Source organism: Shinella sp. R2-11, assembly GCF_055330205.1.
Map to the genome: position 1 here is coordinate 1 of NZ_JBVAPC010000020.1, position 16164 is coordinate 16164.

13 protein-coding genes are annotated in these 16164 nt (G+C 67.0%); 5 read left to right on the plus strand and 8 right to left on the minus strand.

Translation table 11 applies throughout. The features are described from left to right. The first annotated feature begins 29 nt into the window (after positions 1-29). From ACZ1A1_RS24710 to ACZ1A1_RS24725, 4 genes are all read left to right on the plus strand, one after another. Positions 30-1538 carry a GMC oxidoreductase gene (locus tag ACZ1A1_RS24710; protein ID WP_463622026.1) on the plus strand — a complete coding sequence of 503 codons (1509 nt, stop codon included), beginning with the start codon at positions 30-32 and terminating at the stop codon, positions 1536-1538. Beyond that, positions 1535-2314, plus strand: coding sequence for a 3-ketoacyl-ACP reductase (locus ACZ1A1_RS24715; RefSeq protein ID WP_463622027.1), 780 nt, complete (start codon positions 1535-1537; stop codon positions 2312-2314). Before ACZ1A1_RS24710 ends, ACZ1A1_RS24715 begins: the two co-directional genes overlap by 4 nt. 155 nt (positions 2315-2469) lie before the next feature. Next, complete coding sequence (locus tag ACZ1A1_RS24720; RefSeq protein WP_463622028.1) at positions 2470-4125, plus strand: GMC family oxidoreductase; 1656 nt, start codon at positions 2470-2472, stop codon at positions 4123-4125. A gap of 9 nt (positions 4126-4134) precedes the next feature. After that, positions 4135-4452: a Dabb family protein gene (locus ACZ1A1_RS24725; protein WP_313193246.1), complete on the plus strand. Its 318-nt coding sequence runs from the start codon at positions 4135-4137 to the stop codon at positions 4450-4452. A gap of 98 nt (positions 4453-4550) precedes the next feature. Here the strand turns inward: ACZ1A1_RS24725 and ACZ1A1_RS24730 are convergent, their stop codons facing one another. The 4 genes from ACZ1A1_RS24730 to osmF are packed head-to-tail and all read right to left on the minus strand — an operon-like array spanning position 4551 to position 8349. Beyond that, entirely contained in the window at positions 4551-5294 is a 744-nt protein-coding gene (locus ACZ1A1_RS24730) for an ABC transporter permease (RefSeq protein ID WP_313193247.1), read from the minus strand. Then, positions 5291-6229 carry an ABC transporter ATP-binding protein gene (locus ACZ1A1_RS24735; protein ID WP_463622029.1) on the minus strand — a complete coding sequence of 313 codons (939 nt, stop codon included), beginning with the start codon at positions 6227-6229 and terminating at the stop codon, positions 5291-5293. The genes ACZ1A1_RS24730 and ACZ1A1_RS24735 overlap by 4 nt, the downstream gene beginning before the upstream one ends. Continuing rightward, a complete protein-coding gene (locus tag ACZ1A1_RS24740; protein ID WP_463622030.1) occupies positions 6226-7386 on the minus strand; it encodes an ABC transporter permease in 1161 nt (386 codons plus the stop codon). The genes ACZ1A1_RS24735 and ACZ1A1_RS24740 overlap by 4 nt, the downstream gene beginning before the upstream one ends. 51 nt (positions 7387-7437) lie before the next feature. After that, positions 7438-8349, minus strand: coding sequence for a glycine betaine ABC transporter substrate-binding protein OsmF (gene osmF, locus ACZ1A1_RS24745; protein WP_463622031.1), 912 nt, complete (start codon positions 8347-8349; stop codon positions 7438-7440). A gap of 363 nt (positions 8350-8712) precedes the next feature. On the opposite strand from osmF, the gene ACZ1A1_RS24750 reads away from it, so the two are divergent. After that, on the plus strand, positions 8713-11373 hold the full coding sequence (locus ACZ1A1_RS24750) for a bifunctional diguanylate cyclase/phosphodiesterase (RefSeq protein ID WP_463622033.1): 2661 nt from the start codon (positions 8713-8715) through the stop codon (positions 11371-11373). Here ACZ1A1_RS24750 and ACZ1A1_RS24755 read toward each other — a convergent pair. Genes ACZ1A1_RS24755 through ACZ1A1_RS24770 form a run of 4 tightly spaced genes read right to left on the minus strand, consistent with a single transcriptional unit; the run spans position 11351 to position 16163 of the window. After that, positions 11351-12490: a gluconeogenesis factor YvcK family protein gene (locus ACZ1A1_RS24755; protein WP_463622034.1), complete on the minus strand. Its 1140-nt coding sequence runs from the start codon at positions 12488-12490 to the stop codon at positions 11351-11353. The two genes, ACZ1A1_RS24750 and ACZ1A1_RS24755, sit on opposite strands and share 23 nt — an antisense overlap. A gap of 23 nt (positions 12491-12513) precedes the next feature. Continuing rightward, entirely contained in the window at positions 12514-14130 is a 1617-nt protein-coding gene (locus tag ACZ1A1_RS24760) for an ABC transporter ATP-binding protein (protein ID WP_463622036.1), read from the minus strand. Between the two features lies 1 nt (position 14131). Beyond that, positions 14132-15262 carry an ABC transporter permease gene (locus ACZ1A1_RS24765; RefSeq protein WP_463622037.1) on the minus strand — a complete coding sequence of 377 codons (1131 nt, stop codon included), beginning with the start codon at positions 15260-15262 and terminating at the stop codon, positions 14132-14134. Then, positions 15255-16163, minus strand: a complete 909-nt coding sequence (locus tag ACZ1A1_RS24770; RefSeq protein ID WP_463622038.1) for an ABC transporter permease subunit — start codon at positions 16161-16163, stop codon at positions 15255-15257. The genes ACZ1A1_RS24765 and ACZ1A1_RS24770 overlap by 8 nt, the downstream gene beginning before the upstream one ends. Position 16164: the final 1 nt, after the last annotated feature.

Consider the following 16164-nt stretch of genomic DNA (forward strand, 5'->3'; position numbering starts at 1 on the left):
TAGCAAGCTTCGTATCGCATGAGAAACCCATGACCACGCAGCCGGACATCGTCATCATCGGATCGGGCATCGGCGGCGCCACCATGGCCGCCGCGCTGGCCCCGACAGGCGCCAGGATCGTCATCCTCGAAGCGGGCGATCATCTGCCCGACCTGCCGGAGAACCGCGACCAGCGCGCCATCTTCCAGCGCGGCCATTTCCGCCCGAAGGAGATGTGGTACGAGGCGGACGGCACCGCCTTCAACCCCGGCAACTACTACAATGTCGGCGGCAACTCGAAATTCTACGGCGCGGTGCTGGTGCGCTACCGCAAGGAGGATTTCGAGGAGATGCGCCACCGCGACGGCGTCTCCCCCGCCTGGCCCTTTCCCTACGAGGAGCTGGAACCGTGGTACTCCGCCGCCGAAAGGCTCTACAACGTGCGCGGCACGCTCGGCGAGGACCCGACAGAGCCGCACCATTCCGCGCCCTACCCCTTCCCGCCCGTGCCGGACGAGCCGGCCATCGCGAAGGTCCGCGCGAAGATGAAGGCGAACGGCCTGCATCCCTATTCCCTGCCGCTCGGCGTCGATATCGACCGCTGGCTCGCCAAGGCGAAGACGCCATGGGATGCGCATCCGAACTGCAACGACGGCAAGATGGACGCGGAGAGCACGGCGCTGGCCGAAGCCCTGAAACATCCGAATGTCGAACTGCGCACCAATTGCCGCGTGACGCGGCTTGCCACCGCCCCGCACGGCCGCACGATCTCGACCGTGCACTACGTTCGCGGCGGCGAGGCGGAGAGCGTTTCGCCGAGGCTGGTGATCCTCTCGGCCGGCGCGGTGCAATCCGCCGTGCTTTTGCTGCGCTCGGCCTCGGAGGCCTTCCCGAAGGGGCTCGCCAACAGCTCCGACCAGGTCGGCCGCAACTTCATGAACCACAATTCGAGCGCCGTGATCGGCCTCTCGCCCTTCTACAGCAACACCTCCGTCTACCAGAAGACCTTCGGCTTCAACGACTATTACCTCTCGGACGGCAACGGCGGCCCGCCGCTCGGCAACGTGCAGCTTCTCGGCCGCGTCTCGGGGAAGATCCTGAAGGCCAACATGCCCTCCGTGCCGGAATGGCTGCTGGAGCAGGTCGCAAGCCGCGCCATCGATTTCTACGCGATGAGCGAGGACCTGCCGCATCCCGAAAGCCGCATCACGGTCGACCGCGACCGGATCGTCATGAAATGGACGCGCACCAACTGGCAGGCCCATCTTGATCTCGTGAGCAAGCTGAAGAGCGCGCTCAAGAAGGCCGGCTTCCCCATCGTCCTCGCGCGCGCCTTCGACAAGCGCACGCCCTCGCACCAGTGCGGCACCGTGCGCATCGGCAGCGATCCGGCGACGGCGCCGCTCGATATCTGGTGCCGCGCTCACGACCATCCGAACCTCTTCGTGGTCGATGCCTCCTGCCTGCCGACCTCCGCCGCCGTGAACCCTGCGCTGACGGTCGCCGCACAGGCGCTGCGGGTGGCGAACCACATCCAGTCCAGGGACCTTGCCGCATGACGACCGCACCCCGTCCCGTCGCCATCGTCACCGGCGGCCGCCGCGGCATCGGCCTCGGCATCGCCAGGGCCCTTGCCGCCGAAGGCTTCGACATCGCCATCACCGGCATCGGCGAGAGTGACGCCGCGACCGACGCCATGCTCGACGACCTTGCCGCGCTCGGCGGCCGGGCGATCTACCTCAAGGGCGACCTCGCCGAGCTTTCCGGCCACGCCGCGACCGTAGCAAGCATCGAGGACCGGCTCGGCGCCATCGCCTGCCTCGTCAACAATGCCGGCATCGCCTCCGTCGTGCGCGGCGACTTCCTCGATCTGTCGCCGGAGAATTTCGACGCGATCGTCGCGACCAACCTGCGCGGCACCGTCTTCTTCACCCAGGCCGTGCTGAAGGCGATGCTGCATTCGAAACAGGCGCCTGGCCCGCGCTCGATCATCAACATCACCTCCGTCTCGGCCGGTCTCACCTCGCCCGAACGGCTCGACTACTGCATGACCAAGGCGGGCCTTGCCGCCTTCAGCCAGGGGCTGGCGCTGCGGCTCGCGGATACGGGCATCTCCGTTTTCGAGATCCGCCCCGGCATCATCCGCTCCGAAATGACGGCCGGCGTCTCGGCGAAATACGACGCGCTCATCGAGAGCGGCCTCGTGCCGATGAAGCGCTGGGGCGAGCCGGACGACATCGGCAGCGCCGCGGCGGCGCTTGCGACCGGCAAGTTCGCCTTCGCGACCGGCTCGGTGATCAATCTCGACGGCGGCCTTGCCATCGGGCGGCTTTGACGGGGCAGCCCCTCACCCCGCCCTCTCCCCGCAAGCGGGGCGAGGGAGACGAGAGGGCACGGCAAATTCCTTCGCCCCGCTTGCGGGGAGAAGGTGCCGGCAGGCGGATGAGGGGCGATCCCTCCGCCACGGCACCGAAATTCTGAGGACAGGGCATGACCTACGACTATATCATCACCGGCGCGGGACCGGCCGGCTGCGTGCTGGCGAACCGGCTCTCGGAAGACCCGACCGTGCGCGTGCTGCTGCTGGAAGCCGGCGGCGGGGACTGGAACCCGCTGTTCCACATGCCGGCGGGCTTCGCCAAGATGACGAAGGGCGTGGCGAGCTGGGGCTGGGAGACCGTGCCGCAGAAGCACATGAAGGGCCGCGTGCTGCGCTATACGCAGGCCAAGGTCATCGGCGGCGGCTCCTCCATCAACGCCCAGCTCTATACCCGCGGCAATGCGGCGGACTACGATCTCTGGGCGAGCGAAGAAGGCTGCGAGGGCTGGAGCTACCGGGAGATCCTGCCCTATTTCAAGCGCGCCGAGGACAACCAGCGCTTCGCCGACGACTACCATGCCTATGGCGGGCCTCTCGGCGTTTCCATGCCGGTTTCCGCGCTGCCGATCTGCGACGCCTATATCCGCGCCGGCCAGGAGCTCGGCATTCCCTACAACCACGATTTCAACGGCCGCCAGCAGGCGGGCGTCGGCTTCTACCAGCTCACCCAGCGCAACCGCCGCCGCTCCTCCGCATCGCTTTCCTATCTCTCGCCGATCAGGGATCGCAAGAACCTCACCATCCGCACCGGCGCCCGCGTCGCCCGCATCGTGCTGGAAGGAACCCGCGCCGTCGGCGTCGAGGTGGTGACGGCAAGCGGCGTCGAGACGATCCGGGCGGAGCGCGAGGTGCTCGTCACCTCCGGCGCCATCGGCTCGCCCAAGCTGCTCCTGCAATCCGGCATCGGCCCGGCCGATCACCTGAAATTGGTCGGCGTCGCGGTGAAGCACGAGCTGCCCGGCGTCGGCTCCAACATGCAGGACCATCTCGACCTCTTCGTCATTTCCGAATGCACCGGCGACCACACCTATGACGGCGTCGCCAAGCTGCACCGCACGCTCTGGGCCGGCCTGCAATACATCCTCTTCCGCTCCGGCCCCGTCGCCTCCTCGCTCTTCGAGACGGGTGGCTTCTGGTATGCCGACCCGGAAGCCCGCTCGCCGGACATCCAGTTCCATCTCGGCCTCGGCTCGGGCATCGAGGCGGGCGTCGAGAGGCTGAAGAATGCCGGCGTGACGCTGAACTCCGCCTATCTGCATCCCCGCTCGAAGGGCACGGTCCGCCTCGCCTCCGCCGATCCCGCCGCCACGCCGCTGATCGACCCGAACTACTGGGAAGACCCGCATGACCGGAAGATGTCGATCGAGGGCCTGAAGATCGCCCGCGAGATCATGCAGCAGGCTGCGCTGAAGCCCTTCGTGATGGCCGAGCGCCTGCCGGGGCCGAAAGCCGTGACCGACGAGGACCTCTTCGACTACGGCTGCGCCAATGCCAAGACCGACCATCACCCGGTCGGCACCTGCAGGATGGGCACGGGCGCGGATGCGGTCGTCGGGCTCGATCTGAAGGTGCATGGGCTTGACGGATTGCGCGTCTGCGACAGTTCCGTCATGCCGCGCGTTCCCTCCTGCAACACCAATGCGCCGACGATCATGGTGGGCGAGAAGGGCGCCGACATCATCCGCGGCCTGCCGGCGCTGCCGGCCCAGGTCTTCTCATATGAGCGCAACGATGCGCGCCCGCGCGCCCGCGCCAACATCCGATAGGGGATTGCCATGATCCGCCACTGCGTCTTCATCCGCTTCAAGCCGACCATTTCCACCGCCTACAAGAGCGAGCTCTTCAATGAGATCGACGCCCTGAAGGACCGCCTGCCGGGCATGGTCGCCGTGCATGTCGGCACCAATGTCAGCCCGGAAGAGGGCATGGACAAGGGCTTCAGCGACGGCTTCATCGTCGACTTCGCCGACAGCTTCTCCCGTGACGCCTATCTGGAAGACCCCGGACACAGGGAAACCGGTGCCCGGCTCGTCGCCGCCGCGGAAGGCGGGGTCGCCGGCATCCTCGTCTACGACCTGGAGACCGACGACTAGAGCAATTCCAGCAAAAGTGCGAAGCGGTTTTACGTCCGGAATTGCGTTAAAACAAAGAGTTAGAGCGTTTTCGCGATTCGAAGAAAAGCGGAAATGCTCTAGACGCGCCCGGCCCGGCGCGACAGCACGCGCTCGACGGCGGAGAAGGCATCGTAGATCAGCACCGCCAGCGCGGCGACGACGAGGCCGCCTTGCAGCACGAAGGCGAGATTGTTCGATTGCAGGCCCGCGATGATGACCTCGCCGAGCGTCCTCGCCGCCACCGTCGAGCCGATGGTGGCCGTCGCCAGGCTGATCGTCACCGAAAGACGGATGCCGGCAAGGATGACCGGCAAGGCGAGCGGCAATTCCACCTTGGTCAGCCGCTGCCGGGCCGTCATGCCCGTGCCGCGCGCCGCCTCCATGATGGCGGGCGGCAGGGTGGAAAGGCCGGTCATGGCATTCTCGAAGATCGGCAGGAGGCCGTAGAGAAAGAGTGCGATCAGCGTCGGCTTCTCGCCGAAGCCGACGACGGGCACGGCAAGCGCCAGCACGGCGACCGGCGGAAAGGTCTGGCCGATATTCACGAGGCTGCGCGAGAGCGGCAGGAACTCCGCGCCGATCGGCCGCGTCACGAGAATGGCAAGACCGATGGCGACGACGGTCGCGGCGAAGGTCGCGAGGAAGACCGTGGCGAGATGCGACAGCGTCAGCGACAGAAGGCTGCCCTGGTTGTAGACCGCCGGCGCATTGGCCTGCACCAGCGGCTTCAGCAGCGGCTCGAAGAGCGCCGGCTGCACGAGGAACGTGACCAGCACGACAAGCACCGCAAGCCGCAGCAGATTGGGCAGCAGGCGCCTCATTGCGGCCTCGCGGCGCGGCGGGCAAGGCCGGCAAGCGTGACGCGGCCGATGGGCGCGCCGTCGGGCCCCACGACGGGCAGCGCCTCGCGGCCGGACCAGAGCAGCGCGGACAAGGCATCGCGCTGGCTCGTCCCGGCCGCAAGCGGCTCGCCTTCGGCGGTGCCTGTTTCCACGGCATCGCCCACCGTGCCGATGGACAGCAACCGGAAGGGCCGCTCGCCCGCGCCGATCAGCGTCTCCACGAAACCGGTGGCGGGCTTCACCAGCATCTCCTCGGGCCTGGCATATTGCACGATCCGCCCCTCGTCCATCACCGCGATCCTGTCGGCGAGGTGGAACGCCTCCCCCATGTCGTGCGTGACGAGCACGATAGTCGTGCCGAAATGCTTCTGGATCGCCAGGAGGTCGTCCTGCGCCTTGGCGCGGATGACGGGGTCGAGCGCGCCGAAAGGCTCGTCCATCAGGAGGATGTTCGGCTCGGCGGCAAGCGCCCGGGCGACGCCGACGCGCTGCTGCTGGCCGCCCGAGAGCTCGTGCGGATAGCGCGGGCCGAAGGCGGCGGGATCGAGCTGGAAGAGCGACAGCAGCTCTTCGACCTTGGCGTCGATGCGCGCCCTCTCCCAGCCGAGCAGCGACGGCACGGTGGCGATGTTCTGCGCGACCGTGCGGTGTGGGAAGAGGCCATGCCCCTGGATGGCGTAGCCGATGCGGCGGCGCAGCTCGTAGCCGGGAATGGCCGTGTTGGGCGCGCCGTCGATGCGGATCTCGCCCGAGCTCGGCTCGACGAGGCGGTTGATCATGCGCATGAGCGTCGTCTTGCCCGCCCCGGACGTGCCGACGATGACGGTGATCGTGTGCGGGGCGATGGTCATCGAGGCATTGTCGACGACGACCGTATCGCCATAGCGCTTGGTGATGCTGTCGATCTCGATCATGCGGCCCTGCCGGATCTGTTGCTGGAGATTTCCGTCGCGGCATCGAGCAGGACGGCGGCGGCGAAGGCCAGCGCGACGGTCGGTGCCGCGCCGAGCAGCACGAGGTCCATCGCCGTCTGGCCGATGCCCTGGAAGACGAAGACACCGAAACCGCCGCCGCCGATGAGGGCGGCGATGGTCGCAAGCCCGATATTCTGCACGAGCACGATGCGGATGCCGGTGAGGATGACCGGGAAGGCGAGCGGCAGTTCGACGCCGAAGAGCCGCTGGCGACCCGTCATGCCGATGCCGCGCGCGGCATCATCGGCATCGCGCGGCACGCCGGCAAGGCCGACCACCGTATTGGCGACGACCGGCAGCAGCGAATAGAGGAACAGCGCGACGAAGGCGGGCGCGGCGCCGATGCCGCGAATGCCGATGGCCGCCGCGCCCGGCACATGCAGCGCGATCCAGCCGAGCGGCGCGATGAGGAGGCCGAAGAGCGCGATGGAGGGGATCGTCTGGATGATGTTCAGCACATTGAGCACGCCGGCCCTCAGCGCCTCCACCCGATGACAGAGGATGCCGAGCGGTAGGCCGACGAGCGTGGCGGCGGCGAGCGAGCCGAGCGCCAGCACGACATGCCGCCCCGCCTCCAGCCAGAACGTATCGGCACGGCTCGCATATTCCTTCATGAGCGACAGGCCGTCCCAGGCACCGGACATCAGGAGCACCGCCGCCGCCAGCACGACGGCGGCAAGCAGCGCGATACGGGCATAGGGCGACAGCCTCAGCCGGGTCAGCGCATCGGCGGCCAGAAGCGCGAAGGCAAAGCCCGTAAGCCAGAAGCCGGAGGCCGGCGCGACGCGGGCATAGCTGTTCTCCGGCGGCGTGAGATGGCCGGCGGAAAGGCCGATCAGGACGGCAAGCGCCAGAATGGCGGCAAGGCCGAGCACGAGCCGCAGGACCGTCGGCGTCTTCAGGACGATGAGGACGATGGCCACGGCGACGAAGGCGAGGAGCGCGGGCCCGAGCCCGCCGGGAAGCGCCTCGAGGATCGACCGGGCCTCGCCCGGCACGATGCGGTTGGCCCGGAAATTGGCGAAGGGCGCGACAAAGGCGCCGTAGGCCAGCAATGCGGCGATCACCACGCCGAGCTTGTCGATCCTGAGCGTCATGGATGCCTTTCGAAAGGCCCCTCGCCGCGAAAGGCGAAGGGCAAGGCCGGCCTACTTCAGGAAGCCGTTCTTCTTGAGGAAGTCCTCGGCAACGGCCTTGGCCGGCTCGCCGCCCACCTGGACGCGGCCGTTCAGGTCCTGCAGCGTGACGAGGTCGAGCTTCTCGAAGACCGGCTTCAAGAGGTCTTCGATCTGCGGATTTTCCTTCAGCACGGCTTCGCGGATGATCGGCGCCGGCTGGTAGACCGGCTGGACGCCCTTGTCGTCCTCGAGCACGACGAGGCCGGACGGGGCGATGCCGCCATCGGTGCCGTAGACCATGGCGGCATTGGCGCCGTTCGTCTGGTTGGCGGCGGCCGAGATGGTCGCGGCCGTGTCACCGCCCGAAAGGGTGATGAGCTGATCGGGCTTCAGGGTGAAACTGTAGGTCGTCTGGAAGGCCGGAAGCGCCGCGGCCGAATTGACGAATTCGGACGAGGCGGCGAGCACCACCTTGCCGCCGCCGGAGACGTATTTGCCGAAATCCGTCAGCGTCGCCAGCTTGTTCGGTTCGGCGACGTCCTTGCGCAACGCGATCGCCCAGGTGTTGTTGGCCGGCGACGGCGTCAGCCAGACGATCTTGTTGGCGTCGAAATCGAGCGTCTTGGCAAGCTCGTAGGCCTTGGTCGCGTCCTTCCAGGCCGGATCGTCGGCCTTTTCGAAGAAGAAGGCGGCATTGCCGGTATATTCCGGATAGATGTCGATCTCGCCGGCGGCGATCGCCTTGCGCACGACCGGCGTCGCGCCGAGCTGCACCCGGTCCGTCGTCTGGATGCCGTTGGCATTCAGCACGGCAAGGATGATGTTGCCAAGCACCCCGCCCTCGGTGTCGATCTTGGAGGAGACGACGACCTGGGCCTGGGCGGCGCCGGCGGCAAGACCGAGCGCGAGGGCAGCTCCGAGGAATTTGACGGCTGGACGCATGAGATGACCTTTCGTGCTGTGCGGGAAATCCATGGCGGTATTTTCACCACGTTTGGAACGGCCCGTCGGGGCAAGACATTTCATATATGGCAGGCAATCGCAAAAAATAGGCCGCGCGAACACGATAATGCGCGCGCGGCCAGGGCGCTTTCAGGATTGCGCGAAGAGCGGCGATTGGCAATAGAACGCGTTATGATTGCGCGGCATCCCGCACTTCGGCGGCTTGATGCGCAGATGCAGCCTCCATCCTCCAAACCGGCAATCGCGTCGTCAGCAAATATTAAGTTGCGTCTGCCATCGTCCCTGACCGGCGGGTGTAAAAGTCCGGCGAGAGGGCAAGCGCGCGGAGACGAGCGAGACGCGATGACGGACCGGAATGCGCATTTCTCCTTCCGGGGGTTGGGATACTACATCCCCGCCATCGTGGTTGCTTTTGCCGTCCTCGTCGCCACCTTGCTCGCCGACGTGCAGAAACGCCGGCTCGAGGAGGAATATCTGCGCTCCTCCACCACCGAGCAGCTCGGCCTGCTGCGCTCGCGCCTCCTCGGCAACATCCTCGGCAACGTCAAGCTGGTCGAAGGCCTCATCGCGACCTTCTCAAGCGAGCCCGGCATGTCGCAGCAGCGCTTCTCCGATCTTGCCAGCCGCATCTTCCGCGAAGACACCGAGCTGCGCAATCTCGCCATCGCGCCGGATTTCGTCGTCTCGCTCGTTTACCCGCAAAAGGGCAACGAGCGCAGCATCGGCCTCGACTACCGCAAGAACGAGCGCCAGCGCGCCGCCGCCCTCCAGGTGCAGGTGCTCGACCGGCTGATCGTCACCGGCCCCGTCGATCTCGTGCAGGGCGGCCGCGGGGTCATCGCGCGCTATCCGATCCATGCCGGCAGGGACAATGCGTTCCTCGGCATCGCCTCCGCCGTGATCGACCTCGACAAGCTGCTGGCCGGCAGCGGCTTCAAGGACGACATGCGCCTTGCCGTGTCGATCTCCAGCCGGTCGCACGAGGGCGGGGACGCCCGGACCTTCTTCAGCACTCCGGCCCCGGTCGATACGGAGCCGGTGGTGATGACCATCGATATCGGCCATGAGGTCTGGACGGTTTCGGCCGCGCCCCTCAAGGGCTGGCGCCAGCCTTCAGCGAGCCTCGGGGCCTTCCGCGCCGGCCTTGCGCTGCTCGCCGTCATCATCGTCGCGCCGATGTTCTGGGTCGGCTACCTGATGAAGGACCGCCACCGCCACATCATCGCGCTGCAGGACCGGGAGGAGCGGCTCGAGACCGTCTCGCAGCGCCTGCAGCTCGCGCTCGATGCCTCGCGCGTCGGCGTCTGGGAATACGATTGCGAAAGCGGGGTCCTTGCCTGGGACCAGCGCATGCGCGAACTCTACAGCGTTCCTGCCTCCCAGCCGGTCTGTCGCTACGAGGACTGGCGCAAGGCGCTCCATCCCGACGATCTCAAGGAGGCCGAGCGGGCCTTCGCGACGGCGATCGAGATGGAACAGCCCTATATCACCGAATTCCGGGTGCTCGCGAAGGATGGCGGCGTCCGTCATATCCGCGCCCATGGCATGACCTATCGCGCCTCCTCCGGCGCCAAGCGCATCGTCGGCGCCAACTGGGACGTGACGGAGGACATCGAGCTGCAGGCCGAGCTGCTGAAGGCCAAGCTGACGGCCGAGGCGCAGAACCGCGCGCTGGAGGACGCCCGCCGCGCCATGGAGCACAACTCCCTGCACGACGCGCTGACCCGCCTGCCCAACCGCCGCTTCCTCGACCAGCAGCTCGCCCTTGCCGGCGACGACAACCGTCCGCTGACGCTGCTGCATATCGACCTCGACCGCTTCAAGGACATCAACGACACGCTCGGCCATGCCGCCGGCGACGAAGTGCTGAAACAGGCGGCCGGCGTGCTGCGCGCGCATGTGCCTGCCGAGGACTTCATCGCCCGCATCGGCGGCGACGAATTCGTGCTCCTGTCGCAACGCGATCCCGCCGCAGCCGATTTCCCCACCCTCTCCGCCCGCCTCATCGAGGCGATCAGCGAGCCCATGGCGATCGAGGGTCACGATTGTCGCATCGGCGCGAGCATCGGCATCGCCACGCGCAACGACGCGGAGGAATCCGCCGAACAGCTTCTCGTCAATGCCGATATCGCGCTCTACGAGGCCAAGCGCCGAGGCCGCAACCGCGTGGAAGCCTTCAACGACGAATTGCGCCTGCGCACCGTCGAGGTGAAGCGCCTCAGCGACGAGATCCTGCGCGGCCTGGAGCGCCAGGAGTTCCGGCCCTTCTTCCAGCCGCAGTTCGATGCCGAAACGCTGGAGATCGTCGGTGTCGAGGCGCTGGCCCGCTGGGAGCACCCGACACGCGGCTTCGTGCCGCCCGACGTCTTCCTGCCCGTCGCCGAAAGCCTCAATGTCGTGGCGCGGATCGACGAGGCGATCCTCGAGCAGGCACTGTTCCAGACCATCCGCTGGGAGGGCCTCGGCCTCGATATCCCACGCGTCTCGGTCAACGTCTCCTGCCAGCGCCTGCACGACGACGGGCTGGTCGAGAAGCTGAGGGCCATGAACATCCGCCCCGGCTCGCTGACCTTCGAGCTGCTGGAATCGATCTCCTTCGATGCCGCGGACGACGGGCTCAAGCGGGTGATCGAGGAGATCAAGGCGCTCGGCATCGACATCGAGATCGACGATTTCGGCAGCGGCCACGCCTCCATCGTCAGCCTCCTCGAACTCTCGCCCAAGCGGCTGAAGATCGACCGCCGGCTGGTGCAGCCGCTGCTGGAATCGGCCGCGCAGCAGAGCCTCGTCCAGTCCATCGTCGATATCGGCAAGGTGCGCGGCATCGAGACGGTCGCGGAAGGCGTCGAGACGATGGAGCATGCCGAACTCTTGCGCCGCCTCGGCTGCGATATACTGCAGGGCTACGCCTTCGCGCGCCCGATGGCCTCCGACGATTTCCTCGCCTTCGCCACGGCACGCGCCTGGATGCCGGCGAACCCTACGCCGGCAAGAGCGAGCTGAGGACGTCGGCGACCGTACGGCCGTCGTGCTGTCCGCGCTGCCAGGGGTCCTCGAATTCCTCGACCACCGCCTCCGCGCCGAGCCGCAGGCAGGTCTCCGCCAGCGCACCGTTGCCGAGATAGGCGAAGGCCCCGACGGTCTTCTCGAAGGGCAGGAGCTGGCGGTTCGCCAGCACATGGGTGAACGGGCGTGCATCCGCCCCGCCGCGCGCCTGCCACAACGCGCCGGCGATATCGAGCATGCGGGCAAGGTCGAAGCCGCGGGTCTCCCGGCATTGCAGGATATTGCCGATGAAGACGCGGCGGGCATGCACGTTGCGGGCGATCGTCGGAACGATGCCCTCGACATGGAAATGCGGCAGGACGCTGGTGAAGAAGCTGCCCGGCCCGAAGACGATGGCGTCGGCGCTTTCGAGGCTTTCGAGCACGGCATCGTTGGCCGGCACGCCGCCGCCCGCCGCCGAAAGCATGATCTCGCGGATGCCCGTCCGCCCGGCCCCCTCCTCCAGCGCCGTCACCCGGTGCTGCCCCTCGATGCGCGTGCCGTCGTTGAGGATGGCGGAAAGGTCGACCCCGCCCTCCGCCGTCGACGGCCAGACATGGCCGGCAATGTCGCAGAGCTTGCGGAAGACGAAGATGGCGGTGTTGATGTCGCGGTTATGCGCGAGATGCGCGCCGGTGAGGATGAAGTTGCCGATGCTGCCGTTGCGGAAATCGAAATCCCCGCCGATCGCCGCGCGGAAGGTGCGCAGGTAGTTGAGGATCGCGCCGCGAAGCCCCGGCTCCATGCGCTCCAGCAGCGGATGGCGGCCTTCGGCATAGAGCGCGAATTCCGTGCGGGCATCTTCCTGCGTGCCGGTGGTCAGGCGCGCGTTGCACACCTTCACCACGTCGCCGGCGCGGCCCTCGCCATGCGCCATGGTCATCAACGCCTGGCGGATGTCGCCGACGGCGAGCACCCCGAGGCTTTCACGGATCACCTTGGAACTGCCGCCGCTGTCCCAGGCCGGCACGATGCGGGTCAGCCGCACCGGCTTGGACAGAAGCGCCAGATTGGTCGTGCGGCAGGCGGTGCCGCCCGAAAAGAGCACGATATGCGGCAAGCGGCTCTCGACCATCCCGTCTCCTGCGTTTATAGGTTTCACGGCCCGATATTGTAGGCCGCGCCGATCAGGGTCTTGGTATAAGCCTCCCGCGGCGCGCTGAAAATGGCATCCGTCGGCCCTTCCTCGACGATCTTCCCGTCCTTCATCACCACGACATAGTCGGACATGGCACGCACCACCGAAAGATCGTGGCTGATGAAGACATAGGAAAGGCCGTGGCGCGACTGGAGATCGCGCAGGAGCTCGATCACCTGGCCCTGCACGGAGCGGTCGAGCGCGGAGGTCGGCTCGTCCAGCACCACCGCCTGCGGCTTGAGGATCATCGCGCGGGCAATCGCGATGCGCTGGCGCTGGCCGCCGGAGAATTCGTGCGGATAGCGGTTGCGCGCGGCGGGATCGAGCCCGACCTCCTTCAGCGCCGCGATCGCCCGCCTGTCGCGGTCGGCCCGCGAAAGCTGCGGCTCGTGCACGTAGAGCCCCTCGGTGACGATCTCGCCCACCGTCTGGCGCGGCGAGAGCGAGCCGTAGGGATCCTGGAAGACGAGCTGCATGCCGCGCCGGAGCGGCCGCATGCCCGTGCGGTCGAGATGGGAAATGTCCGCCCTGCCGAAACGATAGGCGCCCTCGCTGGAAATGAGCCGCAGCAGTGCCCGCCCCAGCGTCGACTTGCCGGAGCCGGACTCGCCCACCACGCCGATGGTCTGCCCCTCGCGCAGGCTGATCGTGACATTGTCGACGGCGCGGAAGGTCGAGGCGCGCGTCTTCAGGAACCCGCCGTCGATCCTGTAGTCGACCACGACGTTGCGGCCTTCGAGGATGATCGGCGCATCGTCTTGCGGCGGCGCCTTGCGGCCCGAAGGCTCGGCCTCGATCAGCATGCGGGTATAGTCGGCCTTCGGAGTGTCGAAGATCGCCGCCGTCGCGCCCTGCTCCACCACTTCCCCGCGCCGCATGACGACGACGCGTTCGGCGAAATGCCGGACGATGCCGAGGTCGTGCGTGATGAGCACGATCGCCATGTCGAAGCGCTTCTGCAGGTCGCGCAGGAGTTTCAGGATCTGCGCCTGGATCGTCACGTCGAGCGCGGTCGTCGGCTCGTCGGCGATCAGGATGTCCGGCTCGTTGGCGAGCGCCATGGCGATCATGACGCGCTGGCGTTGGCCGCCGGACATTTCGTGCGGATAGCTGTCGATGCGGCGCTCCGGGTCGGGAATACCGACGAGCTTCAGCAATTCAAGAACGCGCGGGCGCGCCTGCTTCCGCGTGCCGCCGCGGTGATGCACGATCACCTCGGCGATCTGCCTGCCGACGGGATAGAGCGGATCGAGCGAGGTCATCGGCTCCTGGAAGATCATGGTGATCTTCGCGCCGCGGATCTCGTTGAGCGCCTTCGGGGCAAGCCCGACCATCTCCCGCCCGCGGTATTTCGCGGAGCCCGAGACCCGGCCGTTCGCGGCGAGCAGGCCCATGATGCCCATCATGGTCTGGCTCTTGCCGGAGCCGGATTCGCCCACCACCGCCAGCGTCTCGCCGGGGCGCACGTCGAGGTCGATGCCCTTGACGGCGTTCACCTCGCCGTCCGGCGTCGTGAAGGAGACCTTGAGGTCCCGGACGGCAAGGATCGGTTCCATGGTCTCTTTGGTCTCTGCCATGTCAGCGGTCCTTCGGGTCGAATGCGTCGCGCAGGCCGTCGCCGACAAAGTTCAGCGAGAAGAGCGTGACGACGAAGAAGATGGCGGGGAAGACGAGCAGCCACGGCGCCGACTGGATGTTGTTGGCGCCTTCCGCGATCAGCGAGCCCCAGCTCGTCAGCGGCGCCTGCACGCCGAGGCCGAGGAAGGAGAGGAAGCTTTCGAGCAGGATCACCTTCGGCACGATGACCGTCACGAAGATGACGACCGGGCCGATGGTGTTGGGGATGACGTGCCGGCGGATGATCTGCCAGTCCGTCAGTCCGAGCGCTTCCGCCGCCCCGATGAATTCCCGCCGTTTGAGCGACAATGTCTGGCCGCGCACGATGCGGGCCATGTCGAGCCATTCCACCGCCCCGATGACGATGAAGATGAGGACGAAGCTGCGCCCGAAGAAGACGACGAGCACGACGACGAGGAAGACGAAGGGCAGCGAATAGAGGATCTCGACGAAGCGCATCATCACGTTGTCGACGCGCCCGCCCATATAGCCGGAGATCGCGCCATAAACGACGCCGATGCCGAGCGAGACGAGGCTGGCGAGAAGCCCGACGGCAATCGAGATCTGCCCGCCGAGCATGACGCGCGCCATGAGATCGCGCCCGTTGGTATCCGTGCCGAACAGGAAATATTCCCGGTCGACGATGCCTGTCAGCGTCAGCTTGCGGCCGTCGTCCTCCGTGGAGACGACCGCGGTCCTGTCGAACTCGTTGGCGCGGTCGAAATAGCGTGTCGTGCGCGGATCGATCGGGTCCTTCGCCGTCACGACCGCCGTGAAGCTCTCGCCCTCGACGGAGAAGGACTGGAGCTCGACGCGCGCCCGCGCCGCCACGCTCTTCATCGCCTCCTCCAGCGCATCGGCGCCCGGCCGCGGCTCGAGGCTCGGCGGGGTCGTGACATAGGAGGAGAAGACCTGGTCGTAGCTGTGGCTGATGAAGAACGGGCCGAGGAAGGAGAAGCAGGCGATCAGCACCAGCATGACGCTGCCCGCCATGGCCGGCCGGTTGCGGCGGAAGCGCATGACGGCGAGCTGGAAGAGGCTGCGCTCCTTGACGTCGCGCTCGGGCGCGGGGGAGACGACGGCGTCAGTCATGGCGCACCCTCGGATCGAGCAGGCCGTAGACGATGTCGACAGCCAAATTGAAGACGATGACGAAGATGGCGATCAGCACGACTGTGCCCATGACGAGCGTATAGTCGCGGTTGATCGCGCCGAGCACGAAGTAGCGCCCGACGCCGGGAATGGTGAAGATCGTCTCGACGACGGCCGAGCCGGTGAGCAGCGCCGCCGCGCAGGGCGCGAGATAGGAGACGACCGGCAGCATGGCGCCGCGCATGGCATGCACCACGACCACCGACTTCGCCGGCAGGCCATAGGCCCGCGCGGTGCGGATGTGGTCGGTGCGCAGCGCCTCGATCATCGAGCCGCGCGTAAGACGCGCGAAGACCGCAAGCTGCGGCAGCGCCAGCGCGATCATCGGCAGGATGAGGAAGCGCAGCGACCCGTCGCCCCAGCCACCGGCCGGCAGCCAGGCGAGCACGATGGCGAAGATCAGCGTCAGCACCGGGCCGACGACGAAGTTCGGAACCGTGACACCGACGGTCGCGACCGACATGACGGCGAAGTCGAGCACGCTGTTCTGCCGCAAGGCGGCGATGGTTCCGACGATGACGCCGCCGATGAGCGCCAGCAGCAGCGCGTAGAAACCGAGCTCGATCGAATAGGGCAGGCCCTTGCCGATGAGTTCGGCGACCGTGTTGTCCTTGTAGATGTAGCTCGGCCCGAAATCGCCGGTCACGGCGTTGCCGATATAGGTGAGGTACTGTCGCCAGAGCGGCTGATCGAGCTGGTAGGCCCGCATCAGGTTTTCCATCGTGGCGGGCGGCAGGGGGCGTTCGAGATTGAACGGGCCGCCGGGCGCGAAGCGCATGAGAAAGAACGAAATGGTGACGACGATGAACAGCGTCGGCACGGCGCTTGCGAGGCGCCGCAGA

Coding starts and splice junctions, on each gene's coding strand:
- ACZ1A1_RS24735 (WP_463622029.1), bottom strand. CDS start 6,229: ATGATCGAGATCGACAGCATCACCAAGCGCTATGGCGATACGGTCGTC.
- ACZ1A1_RS24750 (WP_463622033.1), top strand. CDS start 8,713: ATGACGGACCGGAATGCGCATTTCTCCTTCCGGGGGTTGGGATACTAC.
- ACZ1A1_RS24725 (WP_313193246.1), top strand. CDS start 4,135: ATGATCCGCCACTGCGTCTTCATCCGCTTCAAGCCGACCATTTCCACC.
- ACZ1A1_RS24710 (WP_463622026.1), top strand. CDS start 30: ATGACCACGCAGCCGGACATCGTCATCATCGGATCGGGCATCGGCGGC.
- ACZ1A1_RS24755 (WP_463622034.1), bottom strand. CDS start 12,490: ATGGTCGAGAGCCGCTTGCCGCATATCGTGCTCTTTTCGGGCGGCACC.
- ACZ1A1_RS24715 (WP_463622027.1), top strand. CDS start 1,535: ATGACGACCGCACCCCGTCCCGTCGCCATCGTCACCGGCGGCCGCCGC.
- ACZ1A1_RS24740 (WP_463622030.1), bottom strand. CDS start 7,386: ATGACGCTCAGGATCGACAAGCTCGGCGTGGTGATCGCCGCATTGCTG.
- ACZ1A1_RS24720 (WP_463622028.1), top strand. CDS start 2,470: ATGACCTACGACTATATCATCACCGGCGCGGGACCGGCCGGCTGCGTG.
- ACZ1A1_RS24730 (WP_313193247.1), bottom strand. CDS start 5,294: ATGAGGCGCCTGCTGCCCAATCTGCTGCGGCTTGCGGTGCTTGTCGTG.
- ACZ1A1_RS24765 (WP_463622037.1), bottom strand. CDS start 15,262: ATGACTGACGCCGTCGTCTCCCCCGCGCCCGAGCGCGACGTCAAGGAG.
- ACZ1A1_RS24760 (WP_463622036.1), bottom strand. CDS start 14,130: ATGGCAGAGACCAAAGAGACCATGGAACCGATCCTTGCCGTCCGGGAC.
- osmF (WP_463622031.1), bottom strand. CDS start 8,349: ATGCGTCCAGCCGTCAAATTCCTCGGAGCTGCCCTCGCGCTCGGTCTT.